A 20,147-nucleotide genomic window follows, 5' to 3' on the forward strand; every position below is an offset into this window, starting at 1 on the left:
AGGAGTTTTCTATGGGAATTTTTCGAGATTTGATGTGGTTTTTCCGGATGGAGAAAAAAAGCTACGGGATCGGCGTCATTTTCCTCGTTCTCGTATCCGCCATCAATTTGCTTCCGCCGTATATCGTGGGCGTCATCGTCGACTCCATTCAAACGAAGTCGCTGACGCCCGAAATATTGTTGAAGTGGGCGTTGTTTATCTTTGCGATCGCTTGGCTCGCTTACTGGTTCCGCTACATTTGGCGGGTATTGATCTTCGGCTCCGCGCTGCGGCTCGGCAGGCTGCTGCGAAACCGGTTGTACGAACATTTTACGAAAATGTCGCCGCGGTTTTATCATAAACGGAGAATCGGCGACATGATGGCGCATTCCACAAACGATGTGCAGGCAGTGGAAACGACGGCGGGGGAAGGCATTTTGACGCTTGTCGACTCGATCACGATGGGCGGTCTCGTCGCCGTCATGATGGCGGTCATCGATTGGCGCCTGACGCTCATCGTCTTGTTGCCGATGCCGTTTATGGCCTGGGCGACAAGCTATTTCGGCACGCTGCTGCATCGGCACTTTCATCATGCGCAGGCCGCGTTTTCCGATTTGAACGATAAAGTGCAAGAGAACGTCTCCGGGGTTCGCGTCATTAAAGCGTTCGGACAGGAGGAAGCGGAGAAACGATCGTTTGGCGACCTGTCGGCCGATGTCGTTCGCAAAAATATTGCCGTCGCCAAGATCGACTCCTTGTTCGACCCGACCATCTCGCTGATCGTCGGCATCTCGTTTATGCTCGCTGTCGGGTTCGGCGCCGTGTTCGTCGTGCGCGGACAAATGTCGTTAGGGGAATTGACGACATTTACGATTTATTTGGGACAGTTGATTTGGCCGATGCTCGCCTTCGGATTGCTGTTCAACATCGTCGAGCGGGGACGCGCTTCCTATGACCGTATTTCTTCCTTGCTTGCGAAGAAGCCGGATATCGCCGATCGCGAAGGCGCGAGCGCGGAAGTTCCCGCCGGCGATGTCATCTACCATATTTCTTCTTATTCGTACCCGGAGCAACAAATCGCGGCGCTGCGGGATATCCGCTTCAGCTTGCCGGAAGGGCGGACGCTTGGCATCGTTGGAAGAACGGGAAGCGGGAAGACGACGCTGCTTCGGTTGCTCTTGCGCGAATTCGACCTCGGCTCGGAGAACGGCGACATCATGATCGGCGGCACATCGATATACGATGTCAAACTCGAGGCGCTGCGCGCCGCGATCGGCTATGTGCCGCAGGATCATTTTCTGTTCTCGGCCACGATTGCGGAGAATATCGCATTCGGCAAACCTGACGCGAGCCTGGAGGAAATTCAGGCTGCCGCGCGCGCGGCTTGCATTCATGACGATATTGTTCAGTTTCCGGACGGCTACGGCACGATGGTCGGCGAACGCGGCGTAACGTTGTCGGGCGGGCAGAAGCAGCGGATTTCAATCGCCAGGGCGTTTCTGGCGAATCCGCATATTCTGATGCTTGACGATGCGCTCTCCGCGGTCGACGCGAAGACGGAAAGCGGCATTCTGCAAGAGCTGGAGCAAAACCGGCGCAATAAAACGACTCTGATCTCGGCTCACCGGTTAAGCGCAATCGAGCACGCCGATTTGATCGTCGTGCTGGAGCGGGGCGAAATCGCCGAAAGAGGCACGCACGCGCAATTAATGGAAGCGCGAGGCAAATATTACGACATGTATATGAGACAGCAATTGGAATCAAGCGTAGCGGAAGGGGGGGCGTGACGATGGAAGAAAGGCAACCGATGGAGAAAATTTCGAAAAACCGGACGCTGCGCCGATTATTCGCCTATATGAAGCCGCATAAGAAGGAACTGACGATTGCGTTTATAATTTTGGCGTTCGCAACGGCTTCGAGTGTGGCGGGCCCGAAAATCGTGCAAATATTTATCGATGATTATTTGGCGCCGCGCCATTGGGATTGGAATGCGATCGTCGTCCTGGCCGCCCTGTACTTTGGTCTGCACCTCGTGTCCGTCGTACTGACGTACGTTCAGCTCGTAAGCTTCAATAAAATCGCTTTGTGGATCATTCAAAAAATTCGGATGGACGTTTTCGGCAAAGTGCAAAGCTTGGGGCTCTCATTTTACGATCGTACCCCGGCGGGAAGCTTGGTCTCGCGCATTACGAACGATACGGAATCGATCAAAATGATGTTTGTGAGCGTGTTGTCGACATTCGTTCAAAATATTGTGATGCTGATCGGTATTTTTATCGGAATGTTCTTCCTCGATGTAAAGCTTGCGGCCTATTGTTTGGTACTGGTGCCGCTCATTCTGTTATTAATGCATACGTACCGCAAGCTAAGCTCGAGAGTGTTCCATATTTCGCGCGAGAAATTAAGCCGCATTAATACGAAATTGAACGAATCGCTGCAAGGAATGCATATCATTCAGGCGATGCGGCAAGAGAAGCGGTACCGGGCCAGTTTCGAGCAAACGACGGGCGAACATTATGCCGCCGGACTGAAGCAAATTAAATTGAACGGATTGCTGGTGCGGCCCGCGGTCGATTTATTGTATTTGCTGGCTTTGCTCTTGGTGCTTAGCTTCTTCGGCGTCCAATCGTTCGCCGGGCCGGTAGAGATCGGGGTTCTATATGCCTTTATCAATTATTTGGAGCGTTTCTTCGAGCCGATCAATATGATGATGTTTCGCTTGACCGAATTCCAGCAGGCGATCGTTTCGGCGGAACGCGTCTTTGGATTGATCGACGAAGAGGAACTGGCGCCGACGGGGCAAGGCGATGAGCGGCCCAAAATCGTGCAAGGGCGCATCGAGTTTCAGGATGTCAGTTTCTCCTATGACGGCAAGACGGATGTATTGAAGCATATATCGTTTGTCGCCAATCCGGGAGAGACGGTCGCCTTGGTCGGACATACCGGAAGCGGCAAAAGCTCGATCATTAATCTGCAAATGCGCTTCTATCCGGTACATCGCGGGCGAATTCTGATCGACGGGGTGCCGCTCGAGCGTTACGACGACGAAGAACTGCGCCGCGGCATCGGGTTGGTGCTGCAGGACCCGTTCTTGTTTGCCGGCGACATAAAACATAACATCCGACTGCATTCGGAGGATATAACCGATGAAGAAGTGGAGCGGGCGGCGCGATTCGTCCAGGCGGACTCGTTCATCAGGCAATTGCCCGGCGGGTACGACGAGCCGGTAGGGGAGCGGGGAGCGACGTTCTCGAGCGGACAGCGCCAACTGCTGTCGTTTGCGCGTACGATGGCCCGCAACCCGAAAATTCTCGTATTGGACGAAGCGACGGCGAGCGTCGATACGGAAACGGAGGAAGCGATTCAGGAGGCGCTCCATGAAATGCGGAAAGGCCGAACGACGATCGCGATCGCGCATCGGCTGTCAACGATTCAAGACGCGGATTTGATTCTCGTCCTGCATCAGGGCGAAATCGTGGAGCGGGGAACGCATCAGCAGCTGCTGTCTCAACAAGGCCTGTATTACCGCATGTATTTGCTGCAGCAAGGTGCGGATAAAGAAAAGGTTTGCTAGGGCGAACATGAAATCAAAACGTAATCGAAATGTAATCTATTTTTAATAAATATTACCAATTATCGACATTAAATTTATATTCCCGTTCATATAATAGAGACACGCTTAGGAAATCTAAGTGAAATAACGGGAGGGACCGGAAATGGAAGAGAACGAAGTATTGTTGTCTGAAGAAGAAGTTGCTGAAGCAGTAAACGAAGAAGAAAGCGGCGACGCAGCCGAAAGTGATGCAGTCGAAGAAGGGGAAGCAGAAGCTGAAGCCGAGGCGGAAGAAGAAGCGGAAGCGGCTGCTGAAGAAAGTGACGCAGAGGCGACGGAGTAACGTTTTTTCCCATTCTCGTATCGAGTCTTGCGGCACTGGAATCATAAACTGTCATTCACGTAAATAAAACCTGTTCAAGAGATTGAATAGGTTTTATTTTCGTTTGTAGCACAATAGAAGTCGGTCGCGCATGGACTCCGGCAGCGGTTTTTCGCATAGGGAGGCGGCGTTCTGCGTTGTCGTGAAGAAAATCACTTTCGTTCGGCGCTCTGAGAGCCTCAAATGTCTTTAGGAGCGAAGGGACGTAAGAGCCTGCGGGCAAAACGCAACGTTTCCGTGGCACCGGCGTCCGAATGAGGCTCTAAAGGAAGTGACAGACGTTATTTCGCCGCTTGAACCTATTTTTGAAATGTAACGGATCTGAGCGACCTTATTTGGCTTTTTTCATGCGAAAAACGCGAAATATGAGCATATAGCGGCGTATAGTTCCGTTACAATTTCAATTGGGCCGAATTTTCGGAAATAACGGCCGTGACATCCGTTAGAGTTTATGCCTGGATTTTAGCCCAGTCGTTTCATTTTGCGGCATTCTCTACAGTTAGATTGGCCTAGAAATCGATATTGCCGGTGTAAGAGCACTGGCGTTGTATTAAATCTTCTAGCTGGGATGCGGTACCATAGAAATATAACGGATTTGCGAGGTCTTATTTTTTAAATTCCAGTCGAATATTTGGAATTAACGGATTTTCGAACCGTTAACATGTCGCGATCGGCTGAAAATCCTTGGTTTTTTGAAGTTTCGACAAAAATAGAGCCCTCAAAATCCGCTAACTCCGCCAAAATTGCGTTATTGGATCAAATAAGGCCTCCAAAATCCGTTAACCTTGTTCATCCCTATCGCAATCACCGGCTTGAAACGCAGTAAAACATTCGGTGCAACGCTAGTGGCGTAAGATCCAAATTAGCTGCAGGAATCGGAGTAATTCTTTCGCGTGCTTCAAAACGAGTGAATTAGATCCGGTTTTTACCGTTACTTCTATCTTGCGGCGATCGGGCAAATCGATAGAGCGGGATACGAGATGGGATGGAACGAAGTAATGATAGACGAGCGAAGCGGAGCATATCCGAAAGTGAATCGGCGCAATGGCTGCCGGCTCGCTTAAAAGTTCGGGAAACGCGGGGTTGAAAAAAATCCGTCCTACGCTCTCTATGAGTGCGGGACGGATTTGTATTCTTTATATTGATCTACGAGGTGATTACTCCGTTACCGCCGCCGCAAACAATCCCTTGTCCGAAATTTCCTGATGGATATCTTCGATATATTTATCCAGACAGGAACAGTAATAATCTTTATAACAAATCGAGCATGGCTTGTTTAACAATCTGGTAATGCTCAGCGGTTTCCATGTTGGTTGATTGGTGTAGAAAATGCGGCTTTTCGTTTCGTTCGTGAACGTTATAATGAACTGATATAATCCTTCTGCTTTATTGGAATCGGATAGTTCGAAGTTTTTGATTGACATTTTGTAGGGCATTCTTATCAACCTCGTTTCTATAGGATGAATTAGTAGCTTTAAAATAATAGAGTATAATACATAGAAATGTCAATGGAAATTCGGTTTCACGCTCATAAAAATTTTCAATGGCACCGATAATGCCGGATGAAATTCATGCAACGATCGTCGTCCAACGTTGACGCGTTGGAGAGTGGCGTTTTTTGTTTCCAGGATCTATATAGCAACATTATAAATAAAAATGTTTACAAATTTGCATGTGGAAGTTAAAATTTTCTATACAAACAAAAAAGTGTATAAGCAATGCCGCCGCCCGCATTGCTTTGCCGAAGGAGAGGAAGGATCATGGAGCGTCTATGGACGAAACCATTTATTCAGATGACATTGGGAATGCTTATTCTATTCACGGGATTTTATTTGCTTTTGCCGACGATGCCGCTCTTTATTAAACAGCTCGGGGGCAATGAATCGCAGGTTGGATTGGTAGCGGGATTGTTTACGTTGACTGCCGTCATTTTTCGTCCGATCGCCGGAGGATTGCTGGACCGCTACGGCAGGCGCCCGTTCATTCTTTGGGGATTGATGCTCTTCACCTTCTCCATGTATTTGTACGACTGGATCGGAGTAATTGTACTGCTAATGGCGGTGAGGATATTGCATGGGGTTAGCTGGGCATTTTCTACGACCGCTGTCGGAACGGCGATTACGGATATGATTCCCGACTCTCGCCGCGCAGAGGGGATGGGCTGGTTCGGCTTGTCGTCGACGTTGGCGATGGCCGCCGGGCCGATGATCGGCATGTGGATCATTTCGAATCATTCGTTCCACGTCCTGTTTCTCGTCGCCACCATCCTTTCCATCATCGCTCTCGCCTTAGCCTTTATTACGAAAATGCCGTATCATCAGAAGGGAGAAGCGGGCAAGATACAATTTTTCGAAAAATCGGTTTTTTCCGTCACGATAGCTATTTTCTTTCTGGCGGTATCCTATGGCGGAATTACGACCTTTTTACCGCTGTTTTCCGAATCGATCCATGTCAACGCCGGCACGTTCTTCTTGGTCTACGCCCTGTCGCTTACGATCGTCCGGCCGATTGCGGGTAAGCTGTCGGATCGGTACGGCGAGGCGGCCGTCATCGTTCCGGCGCTCGGAGCCGTGATTCTGGCTTTGGTCGTGCTTAGCTTCGCTACCGGGTTTACAGGCGTTATCGTCTCGGCTGTACTATACGGGATCGGCTTCGGTTCCGCCCAGCCGTCGCTGCAAGCAGCGACCTTGCGTCTAGCCGGGCCGGACCGGAAAGGGGTAGCCAACGCCTCCTTTTTCACCGCTTTCGACTTAGGAATCGGTCTCGGGGCGATCGTACTGGGATGGGTATCCCAATATACCGGCTATCAAATCTTGTACATTGTAAGCGCCGTCTCGGTATTCGTTTCCATGATCATCTTCGCCGTGTTCGTAAGGCGATTGTTGAAGAGCAGAAGAACGGCGGAATAAAAGCAAGGAAGCCCCCGGCGAGCTCTTCGGGCTAGGGGATTTTCCGCTAATCGGCGGCAATTCAAGGCTATCCGGATTGGTACAACGATTTTGCAATAAAGTGGCCCTTACTATGGCCTACGCATTCGTGATAGGATGGACAAAAGCATCCACTATATAACGGAAACGGAGGCAAGAAGATGAAAATATTCGTAGCAGGGGCTGCAGGCGTAATCGGACGATTATTGCTTCCTAAACTGATAGAGGCCGGCCATCAAGTCGTTGGCATGACGCATCGCGAAGAGCATGTTGACATCATACGCAAGAGCGGAGCCCGTGCGTTCTTGGCCGACGCTTTCGATCGGGAGGCCATCATGTCGGCGATTGCCGCTGAACGGCCGGAGGCGGTCATTCACCAGCTTACCTCGTTGCGCGATTGGAATCTTGAGGAGAATGCCAGAATCCGGATCGAAGGCACCCGGAATTTGGTCGATGCCGCCAAAGCGGCGAATGTTTCGCGAATCGTCGCGCAAAGCATTAGCTGGGCCTATGAGCCGGGAGAGTCGCCTGCGGCGGAAGATGTTCCCTTAGATATTGCAGCGCCGATGCCAAGGAAAAGGACGATTGAAGGCATAACGGCTCTGGAACGGGCAGCGGCTGAACTACCGAATCATGTCATATTGCGATACGGCATGCTGTACGGCCCGGGAACTTGGTATGACCGCCAGGGGATGATGGCCGATAAAGTTCGGCGCAAGGAAGTGCCGGCGACGAACGGAGTAACCTCCTTCGTTCATGTCGAGGATGCGGCCCATGCGGCTCTGCTCGCATTGGACTGGCCGTCCGGCCCGGTCAACATTGTGGACGACGAACCGGCGCCCGGAACCGAATGGCTGCCTGTTTATGCGAGTGCAGCAGGTGCGCCGGAGCCCGGATTCCAAGCGGGGAGCAATCGCGGCGAGCGCGGGGCGTCGAACTTCAAAGCCCGCAACGAGTACGGTTGGGAGCCGTCGTATCCGACATGGAGGACGGGATTTGGCAAGACGATGGCTTGACGACAGGCCAAGGTCGCTCGATCGCAGCAATCGACAAGAAATCGCAAGCGGATCCGTATGTTACAATGAAGGATAAATGATTGGAAGGAGATAAGACGATGTGCCGAAATATTAAGAGATTGTACAATTTCGATCCTCCGGCGACCGACGAGGATATTCGGGCCGCTTCGCTCCAATTCGTGAGAAAGCTGTCAGGCTTCCAGAAACCTTCGAAAGCGAACGAGGAAGCGTTCCATCGCGCCGTTGATGAGGTCGCCGCCGCCGCGCGGAAATTGCTGGATTCGCTCGTAACCAATGCCGAGCCGCGTAATCGCGAAATCGAAATCGAACGAGCCCGCCTCCGATCCGTGAAAAGGTTCGGTGTAAAATAAAACGGCAGTAAATCGAATAAATGGGGGAGGGAAAGCCGCGGAACGCGGCTTCTCCTATTATTTCGTGATACGCGATAAGTTCTTCCGTTAGAAAGGCAGCTTGACGATAAAGGTTGAGCCGCGCCCCGGTTCGCTGGTCGCTTCAATCATTCCTTGATGGGCCAATACGAGCTCCTTGGCAATCGCCAGCCCGAGTCCCATGCCGCCGTTGTTGCGCGTGCGCGCTTCATTCGTTCGGTAAAATCGGTCGAAAATATAAGGCAAATGCTCGGGATCTATGCCGTCTCCCGTATCGGAGATCGAAATGCGCAGGAAGTCGCGTTCCTTCCCGGAGGCGGTTTCCTCCTCCAATCGAATCGCAATCGCGCCGCCCGCAGGGGTATGGCGAACGGCATTTACCAGCAAATTCAGAAATACTTGCGTCATACGGTTCGGATCGATAACAACCGTTGTTCGGTCCGTCGCGCAATGCATCGTTACGGTAATTTCTTTCCGGTCCGTGTCGACGGCGATCCGGTCGTTAACACGTTCCAGCAGTTTCTTCACGTCGGTATCCTTCCGCTCAAACGGAAGTCTCCTTGCTTCGGCAAGCGATAATAGATGCAGATCGTCGACAAGCCGGGTTAACCGGATCAGCTCGTCCTGTAACGGAAGCAGTTGCTCCGGGTCGACCGCGCGGCCGCTATGTTGAATCAAATCCAAATGGCCGCGAAGAATCGTAAGCGGCGTTCGCAGCTCATGAGCGACGTCTGCGACCAAATTTCTCCTCACTTCCTCGGCGCGTTCCAGTTGATAGGACATGGCGTTGAACGATTCCGCCACTTTGCCGTATTCGTCTTTGGCCGAGACGGGGACTTGTATGCCTAAATTTCCTTGCCCTAACCGATCGATCGCGGGAAGCAGCGAAGCGAGAGGAGCGGTCAGACGCTTGGACAACCAGAAGGCGACCGCCAGCGAAGCGATGACAATGACGATGGCGCTGGCGAATAACAGAAACGTGACCGAACTGCTAATCCCAACCCGCATCTTCGCTACATTCGCAACTTCCTCATCGTAATAGTACAAATAAGCGACCGTTTCTCCTTTGCTCTCTACGGCGCTGCGAATGCCCAATCGGAAGATCATTTCATGCACAGCGTCCCCGGCCGCATACAGTTGATCCCATTCCGGCGACAACAGCATTACGCTGGCGTTTCGATGCGCCGAGAAAACCGCTTTGTCCAGCCGGATGCGTTCTACATTATGCCAAGAACCACCGTTATTTTCATAATATTCGGTAAACAAAGCGGACAATTCCCCGATTTCCGCATGCCTATCCGTCAGTCCCATATAATCGAGCGAGGCTCGCACAACGAATTGAGTGATGAGAACAAATATAAGACTCATAGCGATAATAACGGACGCCATCGCCCAGAACAGTTTGCGCCTAACGCTCATAACGCGTTACCGAACCGGTATCCGAATCCGTAAACGGTTTGAATATAAACCGGGTTTGACGGATCGTCACCGATCTTCCTGCGAATTCGGCTAATATGCGCGTCCACCGTTCGTTCGTCATTCAATATGTCGTCTTCCAGCGCCGCCTGCAACAATTGCAACCGGCTATACACGATACCGGGTTTGGAGGCGAGCGTAATCAGCATTTTAAATTCCGTCGGCGTAAGCGAAATTTCCTTATCTCCCCGCCAGACGCGGCATTGCGATTCCGATATCGTCAACTCTCCGCGTTTCAAGGTTTGCTCCGCGCTCTGGCTCCCATGCAATCTTCGCAATACGGAGCGGATGCGGGCAACGAGTTCCCGCAAGGAAAACGGCTTCGTCAAATAGTCGTCGGCGCCGATTTCCAGGCCGATAATTTTATCGGTTTCCTCGGTTCGGGCCGTGACCATAATAATGCCCATTTGACTGATTTTGCGCAATTCCCTGCATACGTCAATACCGCTCATCTCCGGCAGCATCCAGTCCAGCACGACGAGAGCGGGTTGATGCGCAATCGCTTTATTCAACGCTTCTCTGCCTGTTGCGGCGGTTATAATATCGAATCCTTCCTGACGCAAGAACGGTTCCATAAATTCAATGACTTTCGTTTCGTCATCCACCAACAGCAATGTATGGGGCATCGCCGTCACCTCCTTCACCTGCGGATCATTATACACGGTTTTTGGTTGACTTTGGGAAATTTCAACGAAAAAGCAAGGGTTCATCATAAGTTCACAACATTTTGCTGTTAGTATACCAAGTAACAATGTGAGATCAACAATGATTCAGAAAGGATGGGGTTATCATGACAAGCGAAAACAAAGCGGGGGGACGGGTGCGATTTTCGTGCATCGCGTTCGTCTGTCTGGCATGGGGACTCGTCGCGTGCGTCGCCATACAAACGTTCATCGCCGGGCTGGCCGTATTTACGAATCCGATTCATTGGTTCAGGCATACCGTCTTCGTTCATATTTTCGAATATTTGCCGCTCTTTATGCTGTTGTTTGCATGGATCGGGAAGTTGCCGGCAAGGATGCGTTGGGAAAGCGGAGGTTTATTGCTGCTGATCTTTTCACAGTATATGACTGCGAATTTGCCTGGGGCAGGAGCGATGCATCCGGTCGTTGCTTTGATTATGTTCTGGCTTTCTATTGCTGTGGCGAAACGGTCGACACGATTCATCCGCCGCGCTGCCGGTTCCGAACGGAACCGCGCTTGACCGAACGTTCAAGTTGGTCTCGTCCGTGGATATTTTATTGACCGTTGCGTTCGTTATCGTCTCCGGCATATCGCTTCATCTTATAGGCATGTGCAATACGGAGCGGTTTCGCATGATCGTTATCGGTCTCTATACGGCGTTAAGCTTCCTGCTTTTCTTGTTCCTCTGGTGGTCGAATCCGGTATAAAAACGATTTCTACGGGAAATCTATGAACATTTAACCCAGCCTACCATCGAACGGCTACCGAAGCTTATACTACAGGAGGTTTTCCATGACTAGCTTAGCGTTAAAAATTGTGATGTGTCCTTTGGGCGTAATTATCGCTTCCTGGTTGTTTACAAATGTTCAATACAGCGCTTATTACCAGCCGATTATCGTAGGATTGATCCTTGCCGGAGTAGGGATCGTGATGGAGTATATGTTCCTTAAGAAAGGAACGTTATGGATCAGTACGCTAATGGATTTTATCGCCTCGGCGATCATCGTTTATTTTGCGTCCAACTTGTTTGCGGGAGCATCGGTTTCATTTTTTGGAGCCATCTTGACGGGAATTCTGCTTGCCGCGATCGAATATTTTGTACACCATTGGTTAATCCGAAGCGGAAAAACGCAGAAATCGCCTGCATAACCGACGGATACGGAAGGAAGGTCCGGATATGGATATCAACCTGTCTTACGGAAGCGACTACCATGCCATACCCGCCGTTTCGCTGGAAAGCGGCGCCTCACACGAAGTTTCGTCAGACTTGCTCTGTTTCACCGTTCAAATCGTAAACGTCGTTTTTGCGGGCCATCCGGATCGCGGGGAATGGGTATTGGTGGATGCGGGAATGCCTGATTCTGCCGACCGCATCATTTCCGCCGCCAACAACCGGTTCGGCGCAAACGGCAAACCGAAAGCCATTTTGTTGACTCATGGGCATTTCGACCACGTCGGAGCGATCATCGAATTAATCGAGCATTGGGACGTTCCGGTATATGCGCATGAATTAGAGATGCCGTATTTGACAGGCAAACGCAGCTATCCGTCTCCCGATCCGACCGTCGAGGGCGGCTTCGTCGCCAAGATGTCCCCGATGTTTCCGGTCGAGCCGATCAACCTTGGCCGCTATGCGAACAAGCTTCCGTCCGACGGAACCGTTCCCGGCATGCCCGGTTGGCGCTGGATCCATACGCCGGGGCACACTCCGGGCCATGTTTCCTTCTTCCGGGACGCCGATCGGACGCTCATCGCGGGCGATGCGTTCGTTACCGTCAGGCAGGATTCGCTGTATAAAGTGTTGATCCAAGAGCAGGAAATTAGCGGTCCGCCCAGATATTTAACCCCCGATTGGCAAGCCGCGAAGGAATCGGTTCATAAGTTGACCGCATTGAAGCCCTCAGCGGCCGTTACCGGCCACGGACTGCCGGTGTCCGGCGACTTGCTGGCGGAAGGATTGCGGAATTTGGATCGGAATTTCGATCGATTCGCCGTTCCCGACTACGGAAAATACGTCCAATAAATCCTATATCCGAAGACGAAATAGCCGGTTGCAAGCCCCCCTTGACGTACGACTGCGGTCGTACTATATTGTTTATATGCCATTATCGGTATAAGTAAGAAAAAGCCCTACCGAATGTAACGGCTGAGCAATATAGCTAACAAGGAGATTCGATATGGCTATTATCATTGTATTGCTTATGATGACCGCAATCTGGTTCATCCGTCGGATTTGGCCGGTTACGGGCGTAACTTACGTCGATTCCGTCGATTCGGATATGCTGCAATCTCGAGGGAATAATCGGGAGAATGTGAAAATTATCGACGTCCGGGATGCGGTGGATTACGAAACCTGCCATCTGTCCGGCGCAATTAATATCTCGATCGGACGATTGCCGTATGTATGGAAAAAAGAATTATCGCCTGGCGAACCGGTTTTAATTCTCGCCGACAGTCCGTATAAAAGCAAGAAAGCGGCTCGTATGCTGAAAAACAAAGGTTTCCGGCAAATTTATGCGTTGCGGGAGAAGAAGTGCGCATAATGGGGGACGGGGATGCAAAGCTTAACCCTCGCGCAGTAAAGGAGATGCGATGGAAACGGTTTATGACAATCTCGTCATTCCCTCATTAACCGGCAATATTCGTAACGATATTTACAGCTTCCTTGTCCGCAATCATTGCCCGCAGACGGCGGAGCATTGCATGAAGGTCGGGGAGGAAGCGGGAGAGATCGCGCGGCGGTACGGATACCATGATCCGGAGGCGGCCGAATATGCCGGTTATTTGCACGATATTAGCGCAGTGTTCCCGAACGAGATTCGGATTCGGGTATCGGAGCGGCTTGGCATCGAAGTTTTGCCGGAAGAAAGAACGTTTCCGATGATTATTCATCAGAAAATATCGAAGGCGATGGCGCGGCAGCTTTTTCAGATCGAAGAGGATGCGATTTTGAATGCGGTCGGCTGCCATACGACGCTAAGAAAAGGAGCCGGCGAGCTGGACAAAATTTTGTTCGTCGCCGATAAGATCGAATGGGATCAATCGGGAACGCCCCCGTATTTGCACCATATCGTTCAACAAATGGAAATATCGCTCAATCATGCGGCCTTCGCCTATATTCGTTATTTATGGGATCAACGGGATAAATTGAGAGTCGTTCATCCTTGGCTCGCGGAAGCGTATGAGGAACTGGGATCTTGCATAGAAGCGGCGAGATAAAATAAAATGCATGCAGTCCATAAGTGTTCGATTTATGGACTGTTTTATTGTTTTTACATCAGAATAACAAAAATAAGCAACAAAGGTTCCGGGATTCGTTTATAATGGAGCTGTTCCAGAAGTCTTAAGACGGACTTAGAGCATGCTCCTTTTTATATTATTTACATACGGCCCCTCCTTGAGACGGGGGACAATTCATACCAAAGGTCGTTGTTATTTAGTCGCTTTATGCGTTAGGTTTAATATATAAAGAGCATTCATTTTCTAGTTCAAATAAAGGAATTGATAAAGGATTGGTTTGATGTTGACGAATAACCGGTATTTACAATGGCTGCATACTTATGAGAGACGAGTGTTTCGATGGTTTAACCAAACGATAAGCCATTCTGCGCTCGATCGTTTTTTTGGGACGATCACCCATATGGGCGGCGCGGTGTTTGCGATTGCTTGCACATTATCTTTGGCCTTGTTTGCGCCAGGGAAATGGGGGCTCGCCGGCTTGCAAAGCGCGATTGCTTTAACGGCCAGTTTTATGATCACCACGATCGTCAAGAAAAAGTTTCGAAGACGAAGACCTTACATGGTTTTGCCGTATGCGAAGGTTGGGAGAAATCCGCTGAAGGATCCCTCCTTTCCTTCAGGACATACCACCGCCATCTTTTCAATTATGACTCCATTTCTCTTTATTTCAGGCTGGTTTGCCTTATGTTTGCTTTTGCTCGCCATTCTAGTGGGCTTATCCCGCATTTACTTGGGACTTCATTATCCGTCGGATTGCATTGCCGGATGCATTGTAGGCACAGTAACCGCGCTATTCGTCGTTTTATTGGTCGGCTAAAACTTAGAGTGGCGCAGCCTGCTCTAATATGCTATTATCATTTTATATAATGAGAATAGCATGGAGGGAACAGAAATATGAAAAAAGCCGACTTGCTTCTTCATCCCGTGCGAATGCGCATCGTACAACAATTGCTGACAGGAAAGCCGCGGACGATTCTTGAGCTTGTCGAGCTCCTCGGCGACGTTCCTCAAGCGACGCTATACCGTCACATGAAGCTCCTGCACGAGGCGAATTTGATCGAGGTGGTCGAGACGCATAAAGTGCAAGGAAGGGAAGAGCGCGTATATTCGGTTGCGAAAGATAACTTGATGATCTCCGAAAATGAATTAAACACGGCTTCGCAGGAAGAACATGTCCGCTATTTCACGGCCTATCATGCCAATTTGCTGCAACTGGCGACATCCTACATCATGCAAACATCGCCCGAGCGGTATCAAGAAGACGGATTCGGCTATTCGTATGCGCCGCTGCACTTGACGGATGAAGAATTTGAGGAATTTGTCCAATCGATCAATCAACTTGTGCAAAAGGCGGCACAGCATGAACCGTCTCCGGATCGAAAAACCCGCATTCTTGCGTCGATACTTATTCCGCAAAAGACGAGAGGTCAAGAGGAAGGGGAATCGGAATGAAAATGCTTTACGGTTATACGCTCGAATGGGATCAATTGGCGGAGTGGCTGCCGATCCTAATGCCCTTTATCGTGTTAAATTTGATCTTAATCGCCGCGGCGCTATGGGATATCATACGAAGCGACCGCAACCGGGAAAGCAAGTGGTTATGGGCGGCCATCTCTGTTTTCGTCTCTATGTTGGGGCCGATTTTATATTTTGCGATCGGAAGGAGAGGACGCTAAGTTGGACATGCTGCAAGCACACCGTCTGTACAAAAAATATGGGGATCAAGAAGTCGTGAAGAACGTCGATTTCGCAATTGGAGACGGCGAGTGCGTCGCCCTGTTGGGTCCGAACGGCGCCGGGAAGACGACGATTATTAAAATGTTGATTGGTATCGCCAAGCCTACCGGAGGACAAATTTTGTTCCAAGGGGAGAGCCAAAATCAAATGCGGCGTCATATCGGTTATTTGCCGCAGCATCCTACTTTCTATCCTTGGATGACCGGCAAAGAACTACTCGTTTTTATGGGCAGGCTCTCCGATTTGGATAAGAAAACGATAGACCGCCGCATGGACGAACTGCTGGATTTTGTGGGGCTAAGCTCAGTGATGAACAAGCGAATCGGAACGTATTCGGGCGGGATGAAGCAAAGATTAGGCATCGCGCAAGCGTTGCTCCATCAGCCTAAGCTGCTCATTATGGATGAACCGGTGTCCGCCATGGACCCGCTTGGACGCAGGGATATGCTGGAACTTCTCAAAGTCATTAAACAGAAATCGACCATCTTGTTTTCTACTCATATTTTGCATGATGCGGAAGAGCTTTGCGATAAAATTTTGATTTTGAACCAAGGCAAACTGCTCGTCAACGGCTCGATTGAGCATGTCATATCCGAAAATCAACAGCCTGTCTTTATTATTCAAGCCCCTCAAGCCGACGAATGGGCTCCCAGGCTCGTTCATCGGGATATCGTCGAATCGATGGAGCAAACCAGTCAAGCGGCCAAAATAAGGGTGAAAAACATCGAGCAGGGAAGAGCTTGGCTGCTGGACAACATTCAACGGATGAAGCTGCCGATTCAAAAATTTGAATTGGTGCAGGAAAGTCTTGAAGAAATTTTTATCAGGATGGTGAAGCAGTCATGAAACATTTGACGGTATTGTTGAAGAGGGAGTGGCTGGAAGCCGGCAGGAGCTATAAATTGTTGTGGCTGCCCGTTGTGTTCATGCTTCTCGGCATGCTTCAGCCGCTGGTCTATTATTATATGCCGCAAATATTGCAAATGATGGACGGTCTGCCGGAAGGGCTGGAGCTGATTCTTCCGGCGTATTCGGCGGAGGAAGCGATCGCTTCCACCTTGACCGGCCAATTCGACCAACTGGGGCTGCTGATCCTCGTCATCAGCATGATGGGACTGATAATTTCGGATAAAAACAACGGTATGCTGACGTTTATATCGACGCGAAACACGACGCTTACCGAGTATTTGCTCGGCAAATGGATCGGTCAGGCGGCGTTATTGGCTGTCGCGATCGCAGCCGGTTTTATGATGTCGGCGTTATACACCTCCTTTTTATACCATGCCGTGCCCATAGGCAGAGTTATTGCCGGGCTTGCCGTTTATTACGTCTGGTGCCTGTTCATTTTAACGGTGACACTGACGCTTGGCGCTCTGTTGTCAAGAGTTTCCGCAGTTGCCGTCTTATCGATTATGCTTCTCTTGGCCATGAGAACCGTAACCGGATTAGGCGCAGGCTTTCAAAGCTACAATCCCGCTTTCTTATCGAATCATGCGGTTAACTTGATCGTTGCCGGGGAGGTATTGCCGCATTTTGTACTCACGGCGGTTCTTACCTTTGTGTTGATTGCGCTGCTCCTGTTTGTTTCCAAAACGTATTTGTCCCGCAAAGAATTGCCGTCAATGTAGTCGCTCCGATTGATATTGACATATCCGTTCGGCTGCGATATGATGAATCATATTTTTGGAACAACGATGAAGAAGGGTAAGTAGACAGACGTGCAGGATGCGCAGAGAGCCGGTGGTCGCTGCGAACCGGTATCCGGCGTATGATCGAATGGCCTTCCGAGTTGCTTGGCTGAACCTTCGTTTCGAAGCAGTAGGCGGAGCCGGGTTTCCCGCCGTTATCACGGGAACGGTATCGAGATTCCGGGTGAGTCTCCGTACTGTTATGAGATGATCGGATGCCGTTCATAGACATGGCCGGCGATCAAATAATAAGGTGGTACCGCGACAACCTCGTCCTTATACGGACGGGGTTTTTTGGTTTTTAAGGAGGTGATGGCCATGGAGGACGGTTGGTGGTGGCGAATGACTGTTATGTATGTTTTTGTGAAACGGCATTTGATTTGCAATGTTATCGCGATGAGGAGGATTTACTATGTCGAAAGAAAGAATGTTAACGGGAGACAGAGTCACCGGCAAGCTTCACCTTGGCCATTACGTTGGAAGTCTCCGCAATCGGATCGAACTTCAGCATCGGTACGAATCTTTTATTTTGCTGGCGGATGTTCAAGCCTTGACCACGCATTTCGAGAACCCCGCAATGATACGCGATCATCTGCGGGAAATAGCGCTTGATTATCTGGCTGCCGGAATCGATCCGGAAGCCTCCGCCATATTCGTTCAATCCATGATACCCGAAATCGCCGAGCTAACGGTATATTACTCCATGTTCGTCACGGTCAACGCGCTGCGTCATAATCCGACTGTCAAAGCGGAATCCAAAGACCGAGGTCTCGATGAAATGTATTACGGCTTCCTCGGATATCCGGTCAGCCAAGCGGCCGATATTACGTTCTGCAAAGCGGCGGTCGTCCCGGTCGGCGAGGATCAACTGCCGCATATCGAGTTAACCCGTAAAATCGTGCGCCGGTTCAACGAATTGTATCGCCCGGTGCTGGTCGAGCCGAAGGCGCTTGTCGGCGAGATGCCGCGGCTTGTCGGGACCGACGGGAACGCCAAGATGAGCAAAAGCCTTGGCAATGCGATTGCACTCGACTCCGCTCCGGAAGAAGTCGATTATAAAATACGCAAAGCCGTTACGGACCCGGCCCGTATTCGCAAGAACGATCCGGGACATCCGGACGTATGCCCGATCTATGCGTATCACCGCGCTTTTCGTCCGGAAGGAGAGGCGGAAATTCGCGAAGGCTGCGAGAAAGGGCTGATCGGTTGCACGGGATGCAAGCAGCTTGCCGTAACCGCTCTTGAGCGTCTGCTCGAGCCGATGCGGGAACGCCGGGCGCATTATGCGGCTAAGCCGAAACGCGTCGACGAGATTCTTCTGGATGGAACGTCACGCGCCCGGGCGATAGCCCGCGAGACGATGAGAGAAGTGCGGGAAGCGATGGGTATCGATTATTTTGACAAAGTTTAGCCACAAAGAAGAGGACAAGTCGATAAAAACAGCCGGGGATTTATGGTAAAATATGACTGATGGTGATAGAATGACAAAGTGGCGGTGACGATGCAATGATTGAAATGATCGATGTCAATTCGGAAAATATCGAACAAACCGGATTTTTTTGCATGAGAAGCAAGCCCAAAAATATCGGTTATCAACGAAAGCTCCATTGGCTAAAAGCCAGATTTGCGGAAGGCTTCAAACTGAAAATGATTCAAGAGGGGAAACGTCCCATCGCTTTTATTGAATACGGGCCTAGCGAATACGCATGGAGAGCTGTGGAAGCGGAGAATTACATTATGATTCATTGCCTTTGGGTGGTCGGTCAAGGAAAGGGAAAAGGATACGGTTCGCGGTTGTTGGAAGAATGTATCCATGATGCCGTCGTTCAACAAAAATCAGGGGTGGCCATGGTTGCCGGCAAAGGAACTTGGCTTACAGATCAATCTTTTTTGATCCATAAAGGGTTTGAACTAGTGGACGAAGCTCCTCACGGATTTGAACTGATCGTGAAAAAGTTAACAGACGGCCCTTCGCCCCGGTTTCCGAATCATTGGGAGGAAAGAGCGAAACAGTATGAAAAAGGAGTCACCATTTTGAGATCGGATCAATGTCCTTTCAATGATAACGCAGTGCAAACGATATCCGAAACGGCTCATGAGCTAGGCATTGACGTCCATGTCATTGACATTGAAAATTGCAATGACGCGCGAAAATCGCCCTCGGCTTACGGTACTTTTCATGTCATCTATAACGGTAAGCTACTCACCTATCATCCCGTTACAAAACGTGAGTTTTTGAAGCTTCTTCAAGAAGCGGAATAGAAGAAAATGTCGGAAGCCAGCGGCAAAATGCTGGCTTCTATTACATTCTTACGTCGCTTCGCCTGACCTTTCTCCGTTCGTTCTCACCTTGCTCTTCAACCCGTTGATTAGCACTTCCATCCCGAAGCGAAACTCTCTGTCCATATCCGGGATCCGGACTGCAAAAGGGAGCTCGATCCCGCCGGGAGGGCCGTCCTCTTCAACGGACTTTATTCGATATTCCTCAATGACGAACGAAGTAACATAATTGTTGAACATCCACGACGCCGAGAACAAATCTTCATTCTCCAGCCCCGATTGGGCGAATATGCCGCTTACTTTCTCGATCAATGAAATCCGGTAAGGAGTGGAGGGGATCGTCTCTTCCATCACATGCGCCGAATCGCGGACGCTCAAATACGTTTTTCTTAGTTGATCGGACAGATCCAGCAATTGTTCTTCCCACGGCCGATCTTCGTCGGGCAATTGAATTTGTTTGCATATTTCTTCGGCGATCAATGCCAGCAGTTCATTTTTGTTTTGAAAATGCCAATACAGCGAAGCTCCTTTAATATTCAGGCGGTCCGCCACTTTCCGCATGGTCAGTTGCCGGATTCCTTCTTCGTCCAGCAGTTCCAGCGCAGCTTGCACAATAATCGACTTGTCTATTTTCTTTAATTGGTTCCCATTTGCGCTTGTCACAAAATATCCTCCTCATATAGTATTTCTTGAAGGCAGTTTTGAGTTTACTTCCAGTCCCCTAGGGGACTGGCGGCCGCCTTCAAAATTTCCAGTTGATCTTTGAAAAATAAATTTGGGACTGGACTTTCCGGAA

23 protein-coding genes are annotated in these 20,147 nt (G+C 50.2%); 19 read left to right on the forward strand and 4 right to left on the reverse strand.

The features are described from left to right. Positions 1-11 precede the first annotated feature (11 nt). The 3 genes from LQ229_RS20560 to LQ229_RS20570 all read left to right on the forward strand — a co-directional run bounded on the left by LQ229_RS20560 (position 12) and on the right by LQ229_RS20570 (position 3,875). The gene (locus tag LQ229_RS20560; protein WP_216538101.1) at positions 12-1,766 is read left to right on the forward strand and encodes an ABC transporter transmembrane domain-containing protein; all 1,755 of its coding nucleotides are present in this window, start codon (positions 12-14) and stop codon (positions 1,764-1,766) included. Positions 1,767-1,768: 2 nt separating this feature from the next. After that, the gene (locus tag LQ229_RS20565; protein ID WP_230192749.1) at positions 1,769-3,553 is read left to right on the forward strand and encodes an ABC transporter ATP-binding protein; all 1,785 of its coding nucleotides are present in this window, start codon (positions 1,769-1,771) and stop codon (positions 3,551-3,553) included. A 142-nt stretch (positions 3,554-3,695) separates the two neighbouring features. Then, the gene (locus LQ229_RS20570) at positions 3,696-3,875 is read left to right on the forward strand and encodes a hypothetical protein (RefSeq protein WP_230192750.1); all 180 of its coding nucleotides are present in this window, start codon (positions 3,696-3,698) and stop codon (positions 3,873-3,875) included. A gap of 1,196 nt (positions 3,876-5,071) precedes the next feature. On the opposite strand, the gene LQ229_RS20575 is transcribed toward LQ229_RS20570, so the two are convergent. Next, positions 5,072-5,338: a hypothetical protein gene (locus tag LQ229_RS20575; protein ID WP_230192751.1), complete on the reverse strand. Its 267-nt coding sequence runs from the start codon at positions 5,336-5,338 to the stop codon at positions 5,072-5,074. Between the two features lie 336 nt (positions 5,339-5,674). On the opposite strand from LQ229_RS20575, the gene LQ229_RS20580 reads away from it, so the two are divergent. The 3 genes from LQ229_RS20580 (at position 5,675) to LQ229_RS20590 (ending at position 8,228) form a co-directional block, all read left to right on the forward strand. Then, the gene (locus LQ229_RS20580) at positions 5,675-6,823 is read left to right on the forward strand and encodes an MFS transporter (RefSeq protein ID WP_230192752.1); all 1,149 of its coding nucleotides are present in this window, start codon (positions 5,675-5,677) and stop codon (positions 6,821-6,823) included. 179 nt (positions 6,824-7,002) lie between these two features. Then, the gene (locus LQ229_RS20585) at positions 7,003-7,857 is read left to right on the forward strand and encodes an NAD(P)-dependent oxidoreductase (RefSeq protein WP_230192753.1); all 855 of its coding nucleotides are present in this window, start codon (positions 7,003-7,005) and stop codon (positions 7,855-7,857) included. Positions 7,858-7,955: 98 nt separating this feature from the next. After that, on the forward strand, positions 7,956-8,228 hold the full coding sequence (locus LQ229_RS20590) for a DUF2277 domain-containing protein (protein WP_230192754.1): 273 nt from the start codon (positions 7,956-7,958) through the stop codon (positions 8,226-8,228). An 87-nt stretch (positions 8,229-8,315) separates the two neighbouring features. Here the strand turns inward: LQ229_RS20590 and LQ229_RS20595 are convergent, their stop codons facing one another. Beyond that, on the reverse strand, positions 8,316-9,665 hold the full coding sequence (locus LQ229_RS20595) for an ATP-binding protein (RefSeq protein ID WP_230192755.1): 1,350 nt from the start codon (positions 9,663-9,665) through the stop codon (positions 8,316-8,318). After that, the gene (locus LQ229_RS20600; RefSeq protein ID WP_230192756.1) at positions 9,662-10,348 is read right to left on the reverse strand and encodes a response regulator transcription factor; all 687 of its coding nucleotides are present in this window, start codon (positions 10,346-10,348) and stop codon (positions 9,662-9,664) included. Before LQ229_RS20600 ends, LQ229_RS20595 begins: the two co-directional genes overlap by 4 nt. A 164-nt stretch (positions 10,349-10,512) precedes the next feature. On the opposite strand from LQ229_RS20600, the gene LQ229_RS20605 reads away from it, so the two are divergent. The 13 genes from LQ229_RS20605 to LQ229_RS20665 all read left to right on the forward strand — a co-directional run bounded on the left by LQ229_RS20605 (position 10,513) and on the right by LQ229_RS20665 (position 19,333). Further along, entirely contained in the window at positions 10,513-10,926 is a 414-nt protein-coding gene (locus tag LQ229_RS20605) for a DUF6220 domain-containing protein (protein WP_230192757.1), read from the forward strand. Positions 10,927-10,951: 25 nt separating this feature from the next. After that, the gene (locus LQ229_RS20610; RefSeq protein WP_216538111.1) at positions 10,952-11,113 is read left to right on the forward strand and encodes a hypothetical protein; all 162 of its coding nucleotides are present in this window, start codon (positions 10,952-10,954) and stop codon (positions 11,111-11,113) included. A gap of 85 nt (positions 11,114-11,198) precedes the next feature. Beyond that, positions 11,199-11,555, forward strand: coding sequence for a hypothetical protein (locus LQ229_RS20615; protein WP_230192758.1), 357 nt, complete (start codon positions 11,199-11,201; stop codon positions 11,553-11,555). Between the two features lie 28 nt (positions 11,556-11,583). Then, on the forward strand, positions 11,584-12,429 hold the full coding sequence (locus tag LQ229_RS20620) for an MBL fold metallo-hydrolase (protein WP_230192759.1): 846 nt from the start codon (positions 11,584-11,586) through the stop codon (positions 12,427-12,429). A gap of 154 nt (positions 12,430-12,583) precedes the next feature. After that, positions 12,584-12,949 carry a rhodanese-like domain-containing protein gene (locus tag LQ229_RS20625; RefSeq protein WP_230192760.1) on the forward strand — a complete coding sequence of 122 codons (366 nt, stop codon included), beginning with the start codon at positions 12,584-12,586 and terminating at the stop codon, positions 12,947-12,949. 49 nt (positions 12,950-12,998) lie between these two features. Then, entirely contained in the window at positions 12,999-13,625 is a 627-nt protein-coding gene (yqeK, locus tag LQ229_RS20630) for a bis(5'-nucleosyl)-tetraphosphatase (symmetrical) YqeK (RefSeq protein ID WP_230192761.1), read from the forward strand. Between the two features lie 301 nt (positions 13,626-13,926). Beyond that, positions 13,927-14,463: a phosphatase PAP2 family protein gene (locus LQ229_RS20635; RefSeq protein ID WP_230192770.1), complete on the forward strand. Its 537-nt coding sequence runs from the start codon at positions 13,927-13,929 to the stop codon at positions 14,461-14,463. A 77-nt stretch (positions 14,464-14,540) separates the two neighbouring features. After that, positions 14,541-15,098: a helix-turn-helix domain-containing protein gene (locus LQ229_RS20640; protein ID WP_230192762.1), complete on the forward strand. Its 558-nt coding sequence runs from the start codon at positions 14,541-14,543 to the stop codon at positions 15,096-15,098. Further along, positions 15,095-15,322: a PLD nuclease N-terminal domain-containing protein gene (locus LQ229_RS20645; RefSeq protein ID WP_230192763.1), complete on the forward strand. Its 228-nt coding sequence runs from the start codon at positions 15,095-15,097 to the stop codon at positions 15,320-15,322. Before LQ229_RS20640 ends, LQ229_RS20645 begins: the two co-directional genes overlap by 4 nt. 7 nt (positions 15,323-15,329) lie before the next feature. Continuing rightward, positions 15,330-16,229 carry an ABC transporter ATP-binding protein gene (locus LQ229_RS20650; RefSeq protein WP_230192771.1) on the forward strand — a complete coding sequence of 300 codons (900 nt, stop codon included), beginning with the start codon at positions 15,330-15,332 and terminating at the stop codon, positions 16,227-16,229. Then, positions 16,226-17,011: a hypothetical protein gene (locus tag LQ229_RS20655; RefSeq protein ID WP_230192764.1), complete on the forward strand. Its 786-nt coding sequence runs from the start codon at positions 16,226-16,228 to the stop codon at positions 17,009-17,011. The genes LQ229_RS20650 and LQ229_RS20655 overlap by 4 nt, the downstream gene beginning before the upstream one ends. A gap of 472 nt (positions 17,012-17,483) precedes the next feature. Further along, a complete protein-coding gene (gene trpS / locus LQ229_RS20660) occupies positions 17,484-18,482 on the forward strand; it encodes a tryptophan--tRNA ligase (RefSeq protein WP_230192765.1) in 999 nt (332 codons plus the stop codon). 95 nt (positions 18,483-18,577) lie between these two features. After that, positions 18,578-19,333, forward strand: coding sequence for a GNAT family N-acetyltransferase (locus LQ229_RS20665; protein WP_230192766.1), 756 nt, complete (start codon positions 18,578-18,580; stop codon positions 19,331-19,333). Positions 19,334-19,381: 48 nt separating this feature from the next. Here LQ229_RS20665 and LQ229_RS20670 read toward each other — a convergent pair whose 3' ends face one another. Next, positions 19,382-20,014, reverse strand: a complete 633-nt coding sequence (locus LQ229_RS20670) for a TetR/AcrR family transcriptional regulator C-terminal domain-containing protein (RefSeq protein WP_230192767.1) — start codon at positions 20,012-20,014, stop codon at positions 19,382-19,384. Positions 20,015-20,147 lie beyond the last annotated feature (133 nt).

The sequence above is a fragment of the Paenibacillus sp. CECT 9249 genome (genome assembly GCF_918697855.1).
Lineage (GTDB): Bacteria > Bacillota > Bacilli > Paenibacillales > Paenibacillaceae > MSJ-34.

Coding starts and splice junctions, on each gene's coding strand:
- LQ229_RS20560 (WP_216538101.1), top strand. CDS start 12: ATGGGAATTTTTCGAGATTTGATGTGGTTTTTCCGGATGGAGAAAAAA.
- LQ229_RS20565 (WP_230192749.1), top strand. CDS start 1,769: ATGGAAGAAAGGCAACCGATGGAGAAAATTTCGAAAAACCGGACGCTG.
- LQ229_RS20570 (WP_230192750.1), top strand. CDS start 3,696: ATGGAAGAGAACGAAGTATTGTTGTCTGAAGAAGAAGTTGCTGAAGCA.
- LQ229_RS20575 (WP_230192751.1), bottom strand. CDS start 5,338: ATGTCAATCAAAAACTTCGAACTATCCGATTCCAATAAAGCAGAAGGA.
- LQ229_RS20580 (WP_230192752.1), top strand. CDS start 5,675: ATGGAGCGTCTATGGACGAAACCATTTATTCAGATGACATTGGGAATG.
- LQ229_RS20585 (WP_230192753.1), top strand. CDS start 7,003: ATGAAAATATTCGTAGCAGGGGCTGCAGGCGTAATCGGACGATTATTG.
- LQ229_RS20590 (WP_230192754.1), top strand. CDS start 7,956: ATGTGCCGAAATATTAAGAGATTGTACAATTTCGATCCTCCGGCGACC.
- LQ229_RS20595 (WP_230192755.1), bottom strand. CDS start 9,665: ATGAGCGTTAGGCGCAAACTGTTCTGGGCGATGGCGTCCGTTATTATC.
- LQ229_RS20600 (WP_230192756.1), bottom strand. CDS start 10,348: ATGCCCCATACATTGCTGTTGGTGGATGACGAAACGAAAGTCATTGAA.
- LQ229_RS20605 (WP_230192757.1), top strand. CDS start 10,513: ATGACAAGCGAAAACAAAGCGGGGGGACGGGTGCGATTTTCGTGCATC.
- LQ229_RS20615 (WP_230192758.1), top strand. CDS start 11,199: ATGACTAGCTTAGCGTTAAAAATTGTGATGTGTCCTTTGGGCGTAATT.
- LQ229_RS20620 (WP_230192759.1), top strand. CDS start 11,584: ATGGATATCAACCTGTCTTACGGAAGCGACTACCATGCCATACCCGCC.
- LQ229_RS20625 (WP_230192760.1), top strand. CDS start 12,584: ATGGCTATTATCATTGTATTGCTTATGATGACCGCAATCTGGTTCATC.
- yqeK (WP_230192761.1), top strand. CDS start 12,999: ATGGAAACGGTTTATGACAATCTCGTCATTCCCTCATTAACCGGCAAT.
- LQ229_RS20635 (WP_230192770.1), top strand. CDS start 13,927: ATGTTGACGAATAACCGGTATTTACAATGGCTGCATACTTATGAGAGA.
- LQ229_RS20640 (WP_230192762.1), top strand. CDS start 14,541: ATGAAAAAAGCCGACTTGCTTCTTCATCCCGTGCGAATGCGCATCGTA.
- LQ229_RS20645 (WP_230192763.1), top strand. CDS start 15,095: ATGAAAATGCTTTACGGTTATACGCTCGAATGGGATCAATTGGCGGAG.
- LQ229_RS20650 (WP_230192771.1), top strand. CDS start 15,330: ATGCTGCAAGCACACCGTCTGTACAAAAAATATGGGGATCAAGAAGTC.
- LQ229_RS20655 (WP_230192764.1), top strand. CDS start 16,226: ATGAAACATTTGACGGTATTGTTGAAGAGGGAGTGGCTGGAAGCCGGC.
- trpS (WP_230192765.1), top strand. CDS start 17,484: ATGTCGAAAGAAAGAATGTTAACGGGAGACAGAGTCACCGGCAAGCTT.
- LQ229_RS20665 (WP_230192766.1), top strand. CDS start 18,578: ATGATTGAAATGATCGATGTCAATTCGGAAAATATCGAACAAACCGGA.